The following is a 9303-nucleotide window of genomic DNA, read 5'->3' as shown; positions in this document are numbered from 1 at the left end:
GCCGCAGCGCGCTCCCGCGGCCCCGGCCCGTCTTTCGGCGGCGCGGGGGACGGACGCAGCAGAGAGTTCACCGGCTGTTTGCGCCGAGTGTGAACCGCGTCCTACCGGTATTTACCCGCTTCTGTTTATATGAGTCGATGACAACTCTCACTTCAGCCGGCACCGAAGACCGGTTCAACACAGACAGCAAACACCTCATCGCCCTGGACGTCGACGGGACCCTGGTGGACCACGACGGACACATGTCCCCCAACGTCCGTTCCGCGGCCAGGGACGCCATCGACGCGGGCCACCACCTGGTGATTTCCACCGGCCGCTCCTTTGGAGCCGCACTGCCGGTCCTGGAGAGCATTGGCCTTACCGACGGCTTCACCGTCTGCTCAAACGGCGGCGTTACCCTCCAGATCGACACCTCCCTGCCGGACGGCTACGAGATCGTGGACCGGGTGGTCTTCGATCCCCGTCCCGCGCTGGACGCCCTCCGCGTGGAACTGCCCACCGCCAAGTTCGCCCTGGAAGACCACGAGGGACGGTTCCTGTCCACCGAACGCTTCCAGGACGCCAGCTTCGGCGCCGAAGCCCAGGCCGTGGACTTCGAATACCTGCGCGAGTGCAAGGCCGTGCGCGTGGTGGTTTTCAGCACCGACTCCACGGCCGAGGAATTCGGCGACGCCGTGGCGGCCATTGGCCTCCACGGGGTGACCTATTCGGTGGGGTGGACCGCCTGGCTGGACATCGCCGCAGCGGGAGTCACCAAGGCCTCGGCCCTGGAACAGGTCCGCCGCCGCCTGGACATCGATCCCCTGCACACCGTTGCAGTGGGAGACGGCCGCAATGACATTGAGATGCTTTCCTGGGCCGCGCGCGGCGTAGCCATGGGCCAGTCCCCGGACGAAGTCCTCTCCGTTGCCTCGGAAGTCACCGGCTCTGTCTACGAGGACGGCGCAGCGAAGGTCCTGCGCAGCCTGCTTGCTCCGCGCTAGGTCCTACCGAGCGGAATAGGGCAGGGGCGCAGGCGGCAGGGAAACCGGTCCGGACACCAGATCCAGCAGACGGGCCGCCGCCGGCCGCGTGGCCCATTCCTCAACCCAGTGGGAGCGGACCACGGCCTTGCTGACCGCCTGTGCCGTGATTCCCAGCTCCTGGGCAACGTACTTCTGCTGTCCCCGCGCTCCGGGAGTCATCAGGTCCAGGACCTTCCACTCTGCGGAGGTCCGGCTTGCCACGATCTGGCCCAGCAGCCGCAGTACCGCTTCGGCTTCCGCTGCCACCTCGGCGTCGGGCCCCTCAACAGCCAGCGGAATGCGGTCGCCGGAGCGCTGCGCGCGCTCCACGGCCCGGCGCGCGTAGACCAGGCCAAAACCCTCAGCCTCCAGCACCGCGGAGGGCAGCGGCCGGCGGAGTTCGCCGACGCCGATCCCGACGTTCCAGCGCCGGGCACGGATGGCCACGAGTGCCGCATCAACTGCGGCTGAGGGATGCGCAAGGACGCCCTGCGCCTCGTCTGACACCGAGCGCTGGAAATCCACCACGGCAGGAATGTGCCGCAGGGAGCGCACCAGGTCCGGAACCTGGTCTCCCGCCTCGCGGGTATCCCGCTGGTTGATGGTCAGCACAAAATGCATGGCATCAGCATGCCAGAGCAATTCCCCAAACAACCGATATCGGTTGGGGCGGGCGTGCCGTGCCCTATCGAGATAACAGAAACTGCACGTACCAGCGCTGGTACGTGCAGTTTCTGTCATCTCGGTGAGGAGAGGTGAACCCTTAGTCGTTCTCGGGGTTGGCGTCGACGTCGCGGCCCTGCGGCTCGTCCTCTTCGCTCTTCTCGCCCTGGGCTTCGAAACGTGCCAGGGAAGCTTCAACCTCGGCCTCGGCGGCTTCGCGGCCTTCCCAGTCAGCGGCCTCTACCCACTTGCCGGGCTCCAGGTCCTTGTACTTGGTGAAGAAGTGCTTGATTTCGTCCAGCAGGAAATCCGACACGTCGGAGATGTCCTTGATGTGGTCAAAGCGCGGGTCGACGGGAACGCAGAGAACCTTGGCGTCTCCGCCGCCGTCGTCAACCATGTTGAAGACGCCGATCGGACGGGATTCAACGAGCACACCCGGGATCAGGTCGAAGTCCTGGAGCATCACCATGGCGTCCAGCGGATCGCCGTCTTCGCCGAGGGTATTTTCGAAGTAACCGTAGTGCGTCGGGTACTGCATGGAGGTGAACAGCACACGGTCCAGGCGCAGGCGGTGCGTCTCGTGGTCGATTTCGTATTTGACGCGGGATCCCTTGGGGATCTCGATCGTTACGTCGAGTTTCATAACGGCTCCTTGGGGTGCGGCCCGGAAAGGGCCAGTAAAACGGACAGGTAAGTAACATGCATTGCTCATGCACTTTGCGAGGATGGACGCAGCCGGAATCCCCCCGTCCATTTGGGAATGTCCGTTTGGCTCACTGCGCCGGTCTAGTGTTAAAGATATAGGTCCCGAGGCGCTGCAGCGTTTACCGGCGTTTCCAGACGGCCTCATTCCTCCGCAGCAGGCGGAACCTGAGCGATCAGGCACGGCAACGAAATAAGAAACTGGTGGTCCTTGGCGAGGATGCTCTCCGGCATTGCCCTGGTGCTGGCCTTCGCCCTGCTGCTGGTTCCGCTGGCCGTGTATGCCGGCCCGCCCGTGGTGAAAGCACTTTCCGGCGAAGCCCCTGAACGGCAGACTGCCGTCCCGTCCTACCAGCGCCCGCCTGCGGGCGTCTTCGAGAACCCGGTTGTGCAGCCGGCGGATCCGGATGCTCCGCTGCCGGATCCTGCGGTGCTGGGTGCCCTGCTCGACGCCGAACTTGCCTTCGAGGGCAGCGGAACCGTCTCCGCAGTGGTCTCCGATGCCCGCACCGGCACGGTGCTCTACGAACGCAGCCCGGAAGCCACGGGAATGCCGGCCTCCACCCTGAAGATCCTGACCGGCGCTGCGGCCGCGCTCACGCTGGACCCGGATTCCCGGTTCGAAACCACTGTCCACGCCGCACAGGACAACGGCGGGACCGTGCTGACGCTTCGCGGCGGCGGGGATGTGCTGCTGGGCAGCGGAGCTTCGGATGAACACGCCGTGGTGGGCCGTGCGGGGCTGGCCACCCTGGCCGAGGACGCACTGAAGGAACTGGGGCCGGCTCCCGGGACTGTTCGTGTGCAGGTGGATGACAGCCTTTTCACCGGTCCGGCGCTGTCCCCCGCCTGGAATGAGGCCGACGTCGAAGCCGGGGAGATCGCTCCCGTCTATCCGCTGGCCGTGAACTCAGCCTGGCTGGATGAGTCCCGCCAAGGCGGAGAACGGTCCGACGACGCCGCGCTGGCCGCCGGTGATGCCTTCCGGAATGCGCTGGCTGCAGCGGCCGGGGCTGCCGGCATCACGGTCGAAGACGAGGTCACCCGCGGTACGGTGCCCGGCGGTGCCCGGGAAGTGGCCGCCGCCGAATCAGCGACCGTGGCCGAACAGATTGAGCAGATGCTGCTGGTCTCGGACAACTATTTGGCTGAGGCACTGGGCCGGTCGGCTGCTGCGGCAGCCGGCCGGGAAGCCAGCTTCGAAGGTGCCACGGCCACGGTGGCGGCGGAGATCTCCGGGCTCGGCGTCGATACGGCCGGAATGTCCCTGGCCGATGTCTCCGGCCTGGCTTCCGAAAACTCCGTGACGGCCCGCCAGCTCGCCGATTCGGTGCAGACGGTGCTGGTCTCCGGGGACGACGGGCTCCGCGCTGTTGCCCGGGGCCTTCCCGTGGCCGGCCTGACCGGAACGCTGCAGGGCAGGTACGGCGACGGTGCAGCCGGACTGGTCCGCGCCAAGACCGGCACGCTGCTGGCCGTAACTGCGCTCAGCGGCTACGTCACGGACGCCGACGGGAGGCTGCTCTCCTTCGCGCTGGTGGCCCGGGGCCTGGACGGTAACACCGCCGAGGCACGCGCCGCCGTCGACGACGCGGCCGCCGTCCTGGCCGGCTGCGGCTGCCGCTGATTCCACCTGCGTCACCCACCCCGTACTTGCCCTCCCGGCGGATCTTGCAGCGGGGGCGGGAGCACATTCCAGTGCGCCTGTGATCGAATGGAGCCATGGAGAGCAACCAGCAGCACCAAGCCACCTCAACCGCCGCGCGACTGGTGAACTGGGACTTCGCCGCTGCGACCGCTGCCACCCTCGTGGCACCCGGACCGAAGATGAGCCGCCGCGAAATCCAGGCCGCCGTCGCGGACCTGCGCCGTCTTGCTGACGAGTCCGTTTCCCACGTCCACCGCATCACGGGGCTGGACGCTGCCGAGGACCTGCGCGACTCCCAGGTCCTGATCGTGGACCGCGCGTCCTGGGCCAAAGCCAACTCGCAGAGCTTCGCTGCCCTGATGAACCCGATGCTCCAGCACCTGGCCGAAACCCGGCCCGACGCCGTCAACGCCACCAACACCGCCGTGACCGGAACGGTCACCGGCGCTGAACTGGGTGCCGTCCTGGCGTTCCTGGCCAGCAAGGTCCTGGGCCAGTACGACCCGTTTGCCGCGCTGGCCAACCCCGGCAAGACCGGCGGACGGCTGCTGCTGGTCGCCCCGAACATCATCAGCACTGAGCAGGAACTGAACGTGGAACCGGCCGATTTCCGGCTCTGGGTGTGCCTGCACGAGCAGACCCACCGGGTGCAGTTCGCCGCCGCTCCCTGGCTGCGCGACCACCTGCTGGATCAGATCCGGATGCTGAGCAACGGCCTGATGGACAAGGCACAGAGCCTTCCGGAGCGCATCAGCTCGATGGCCAAACAGCTTTCCGCAGCTGCCAGCGGGCGGGATGAAACTGCGGCCGACGGCGTTCCGGACCGCCAGGTGGATGTCCTCACCCTGCTGCAGGACCCGGAGGACAAGGCGCGCCTGTCCCACATCACCGCCGTTATGAGCCTGCTGGAGGGCCACGCCAACGTGGTCATGGACGCCGTTGACGCCAGCATCATCCCCAGCGTGAAGACCATCCGCCGCCGCTTTAATGACCGCGGCATCAACCGCGGCTGGCTGGATAAGTTCTTCCGCCGGATCATGGGCCTGGACGCCAAGATGCGGCAGTACGCCGACGGATCGAAGTTTGTCCGCGGCGTTGTGGACAAGGTTGGCATGGCCGGTTTCAACCGGGTCTGGGAGCAGGCCGAAAACCTGCCGACCGAGGCGGAAATCCACAACCCGGACCTCTGGATCAAGCGGATGGGACTCTAAGCACCACGTGAACGAGACCCCAATGCATCCCCTTGTGCCCGCTGCGCGTGCCCGCCGCCGCCTGAACCCCACCCTGGGCAAGGCCCGGGCCATGCTGAAGGACTTCCTGAGCGAGGAAGGCCTCCCGCCCAACCCGGCCAAACCTCCGGTGCTCCTGGTGGCCTGCAGCGGCGGGCCGGATTCGCTGGCACTGGCGGAAACGGCGTCGTTCTTCAACCGGCGCGGAGACTACGCGGTGGGCGCGGCCGTGGGCGACCACGGGCTGCAGCACGGCTCGGCAGAGATCGCCGAGACGGCTGCCGGAAAACTGCGCGCCATGGGGCTGGACCCCGTCACCATCACCCGGGTGGAGGTCCCGGAATCCGGCATGGGCCCGGAGGCCGCCGCCCGCACGGTGCGCTACGAAGCGCTCGACGCCGCTGCCGCCGAAGCTGGTGCAGACGCGGTGCTGCTCGGCCACACCCTCGATGACCAGGCCGAACAGGTGCTGCTGGGGCTCGCCCGCGGCTCCGGAACCCGGTCGCTGGCCGGTATGCCGCCCCGGCGCGGACTCTACCTGCGCCCCTTCCTGGGCCTGCGGCGGGAAGAGATCGAAGAGATCTGCGCGGCGCAGGATCTGGACCCCTGGCACGACCCCACGAATGCAGACCCGTCTTTCGCCCGCTCACGGGTTCGGACCGCGGTGCTGCCGTTCCTTGAAAACGAACTGGGCCCCGGCATTGCCGAAGCGCTCTTCCGCAGCTCCCGGATCCTGGCCCAGGACGCCGACTACCTCGACGCGCAGGCAGCGGAAACCTACGCCCGGCTGCGCGGGGAGGCCGGAAACGGCGAACCCGGCGCCGCTCGGGAGGAGATCCTGCTCTCAGAGCAGGCCCTGCGGGAACTGCCCGCTGCCCTTCGCCAGCGGGTGCTGGCCCTGGCTGCCGCGGAGCTTGGTGCGGCCCGTCCCAGCTGGGAAAGGGTGCGTGCAGTGGAGGCACTGCTCAAGCGGGAAGGCTCAGCCGGGCCCGTCCAGCTGGCCGGGAAGGTCTCCGCCTACCGGCAGGTGCGGACTAAGCCGGTTCCCCAAGGCAGCCCAAGCTATGGCAATCTTGTTTTTAGGAAAAAGAGCAGCGCCTAAGACCAGCTGCAACATCTCGTACCCGGGAGCCATTCGTGGATTCACACGACGTCCAGTCAGACCTCAAACACGTTCTTTACACCAGGGAACAGATTGCCGAGCGGATCAAGGAACTGGCGGCGGAGATTGACCGCGACTACGCCGGACGCGACATCCTGCTTGTCGGCGTGCTCAAGGGCGCCGTAATGGTCATGGCGGATCTGTCCCGCGCCCTGCACAGCCACGTCTCCATGGACTGGATGGCAGTGTCCTCCTATGGCTCCGGCACCCAGTCCTCCGGCGTCGTCCGGATCCTCAAGGACCTCGAAACCGACCTGCTGGGCAAGCACGTGCTGATCGTCGAAGACATCATTGACTCCGGCCTGACGCTGTCCTGGCTGCGCACCAACCTGCAGTCCCGCGGTCCGGCCAGCGTTGAAATCTGCACGCTGCTGCGCAAGCCCGACGCCGCCAAGGTCGAGATCGACGTGAAGTACGTCGGCTACGAGATCCCCAACGAATTCGTGGTGGGCTACGGCCTGGACTTCGCCGAGAAGTACCGCAACCTGGACTTCATCGGCACCCTGGCGCCGCACGTCTACGAATAAGCTTCGCAGGCAGGTTTAACAGCTGAACCCGCTGGCCCAAACCGGCGCACCGGATTCGGTGCCCGGGCCGGGCCGGCGGGTTTTTTCCACCCCGGCCGCATGAGGGGAATCACGGCCGGCGGATACGCCCTGAGGGAACTAATGGGTGCCTTAGACCGTGTGTTTCTTGGAGACGGTGTATAGCTAGACATTGCTAGCCAACGAATTTCGCGCACTATCGGCGTTGTTGATCAGGAGGGACGGGGCATCTGCCCTGACGACGAATGAAATCCAAGAACTTCTTCAAGGGACCGATCATTTGGATCGTGCTGGCTCTTGCCGCACTGCTGATCATCCTTCCCAACCTTGCCCCCTCCGGCGCTTCCCAGGTTGACACCAACGTTGGCCTGAAGCTGCTGGCTGACAACAAGGTGGAACAGGCAAAAATTTACGACGGCGAGCAGCGGGTCGATCTCACCCTGCGGGAACCGTATGAAGACAAGGGTGAAAACATCCAGTTCTTCTTCGGCAACGCACGCGGCGAGGACATCGTCGAGGCCGTGAACAACTCCGACGTCGACGGCTTCACCGACCAGCCTGTGCAGACGAACTGGTTCACCAGCTTCCTTGGCCTTTTCCTGCCCATCATCATCCTGGGTGTCATCTTCTGGTTCCTGCTCACCCGCATGCAGGGCGGCGGCTCCAAGGTCATGCAGTTCGGCAAGTCCAAGGCCAAGCTGACCAACAAGGACATGCCCCAGGTGACCTTCGCGGATGTTGCCGGCGCAGACGAAGCGGTGGAAGAACTCCACGAAATCAAGGAATTCCTGAAGGAACCGGCGAAGTTCCAGGCCGTGGGCGCCAAGATCCCCAAGGGTGTGCTGCTCTACGGTCCGCCCGGAACCGGTAAGACGCTGCTGGCCCGTGCCGTGGCGGGCGAAGCCGGTGTGCCGTTCTACTCGATCTCCGGTTCGGACTTCGTCGAAATGTTCGTTGGTGTGGGTGCCTCCCGCGTCCGCGACCTCTTCGAACAGGCCAAGAACAACGCTCCGGCCATCATCTTCGTTGACGAAATCGACGCCGTCGGCCGTCACCGCGGTGCCGGCGTAGGCGGCGGAAACGATGAACGCGAGCAGACCCTGAACCAGCTGCTGGTTGAAATGGACGGCTTTGACGGCAATACCAACGTCATTCTGATCGCAGCCACCAACCGCCCGGACGTCCTGGACCCCGCACTGCTGCGTCCCGGCCGCTTCGACCGGCAGATCGGCGTGGAGGCCCCGGACATGCAGGGCCGCCTGCACATCCTGCAGGTCCATGCAAAGGGCAAGCCGATGGCTCCCGGCATCGATCTGGAGACCGTGGCCCGCAAGACTCCCGGCTTCACCGGCGCGGACCTGGCGAATGTGCTCAACGAAGCCGCCCTGCTCACCGCCCGCTCGAACGCGCAGCTGATCGATGACCGCGCGCTGGATGAGGCCATTGACCGTGTAATCGCCGGCCCGCAGAAGCGCAGCCGCGTCATGAAGGAACTCGAGCGCAAGATCACCGCGTACCACGAGGGCGGGCACGCCCTGGTTGCCGCGGCCCTGCGCAACACCGACCCGGTGACCAAGGTGACCATCCTGCCCCGTGGCCGTGCCCTGGGGTACACCATGGTGCTGCCGCAGGATGACAAGTACTCGGTCACCCGCAACGAGCTGCTGGACCAGCTTGCCTACGCCATGGGCGGCCGCGTCGCCGAGGAGATTGTTTTCCACGACCCCTCCACCGGCGCCTCGAATGACATCGAGAAGGCCACCGCCACAGCCCGGAAGATGGTCACGCAGTACGGCATGAGCGAGCGGATTGGCTCCGTGAAGCTCGGCTCCGGCGGCGGGGAACCGTTCCTGGGCCGTGACATGGGCCAGGAACGCAACTACTCAGACCAGGTTGCCTACGTAGTGGACGAGGAAATCCGGCGGCTGCTGGACAACGCCCACGACGAGGCGTACCAGATCCTTACGGAGAACCGTGACGTGCTGGACCGCCTGGCCCTTGAACTGCTCGAGCGCGAGACGCTGAACCAGCAGGAGATCGCCGAGGTGTTCCGCGACGTGCGCAAGCGCGACGTCCGGGAAGTGTGGCTCTCCAAGCCCACCCGGCCGGTGCATGACATTCCTCCGGTGGTCTCCCCGCGGGAACGCCAGGAGGCCGCGGCCGCAGGTGAGCCGGATCCGGCGACCGTGGCACCGCAGGACCAGATTGCCGACGCCGATATCCCGCAGGACTTCGACGTCTCCGCCAACGGGCTCCCGGAGCCCGAGAACAGCGGCCGGGGCAGCCACACCGGCTCCTCGAACCACGAATAACCGCAGGCCGGACGGCCGGAACAGCAGGTTCCGGC

The 9303-nt window shown here is 66.1% G+C and carries 8 protein-coding genes; 6 read left to right on the top strand and 2 right to left on the bottom strand.

What is annotated here, in order from left to right; translation table 11 throughout:
* Window positions 1-137: 137 nt before the first annotated feature.
* Entirely contained in the window at window positions 138-983 is an 846-nt protein-coding gene (locus TVC13_RS17645) for an HAD family hydrolase (RefSeq protein ID WP_422402437.1), read from the top strand.
* Between the two features lie 3 nt (window positions 984-986).
* Here TVC13_RS17645 and TVC13_RS17640 read toward each other — a convergent pair whose 3' ends face one another.
* Both TVC13_RS17640 and TVC13_RS17635 read right to left on the bottom strand, forming a co-directional pair.
* Window positions 987-1625, bottom strand: coding sequence for a hypothetical protein (locus tag TVC13_RS17640; protein WP_422402436.1), 639 nt, complete (start codon window positions 1623-1625; stop codon window positions 987-989).
* A 142-nt stretch (window positions 1626-1767) separates the two neighbouring features.
* On the bottom strand, window positions 1768-2313 hold the full coding sequence (locus tag TVC13_RS17635) for an inorganic diphosphatase (protein ID WP_422402435.1): 546 nt from the start codon (window positions 2311-2313) through the stop codon (window positions 1768-1770).
* A gap of 279 nt (window positions 2314-2592) precedes the next feature.
* Between TVC13_RS17635 and dacB the strand changes: the two genes are divergently transcribed.
* From dacB to ftsH, 5 genes are all read left to right on the top strand, one after another.
* A complete protein-coding gene (gene dacB / locus TVC13_RS17630) occupies window positions 2593-3999 on the top strand; it encodes a D-alanyl-D-alanine carboxypeptidase/D-alanyl-D-alanine endopeptidase (RefSeq protein ID WP_422402439.1) in 1407 nt (468 codons plus the stop codon).
* A 95-nt stretch (window positions 4000-4094) separates the two neighbouring features.
* Window positions 4095-5231: a zinc-dependent metalloprotease gene (locus tag TVC13_RS17625; RefSeq protein WP_422402434.1), complete on the top strand. Its 1137-nt coding sequence runs from the start codon at window positions 4095-4097 to the stop codon at window positions 5229-5231.
* 91 nt (window positions 5232-5322) lie between these two features.
* The gene (gene tilS, locus TVC13_RS17620) at window positions 5323-6351 is read left to right on the top strand and encodes a tRNA lysidine(34) synthetase TilS (protein ID WP_422402438.1); all 1029 of its coding nucleotides are present in this window, start codon (window positions 5323-5325) and stop codon (window positions 6349-6351) included.
* A 35-nt stretch (window positions 6352-6386) separates the two neighbouring features.
* On the top strand, window positions 6387-6938 hold the full coding sequence (gene hpt, locus TVC13_RS17615) for a hypoxanthine phosphoribosyltransferase (RefSeq protein ID WP_152224999.1): 552 nt from the start codon (window positions 6387-6389) through the stop codon (window positions 6936-6938).
* 263 nt (window positions 6939-7201) lie between these two features.
* A complete protein-coding gene (gene ftsH, locus TVC13_RS17610) occupies window positions 7202-9268 on the top strand; it encodes an ATP-dependent zinc metalloprotease FtsH (RefSeq protein WP_422402433.1) in 2067 nt (688 codons plus the stop codon).
* The last annotated feature ends 35 nt before the right edge of the window (window positions 9269-9303 follow it).

The organism is Arthrobacter sp. 3Tela_A, assembly GCF_049311025.1.
In the GTDB taxonomy this organism is placed as follows: domain Bacteria; phylum Actinomycetota; class Actinomycetes; order Actinomycetales; family Micrococcaceae; genus Arthrobacter_B.
Note: the sequence above shows the minus strand (reverse complement) of the source record. Positions and strands in the feature narration are given on the sequence as shown.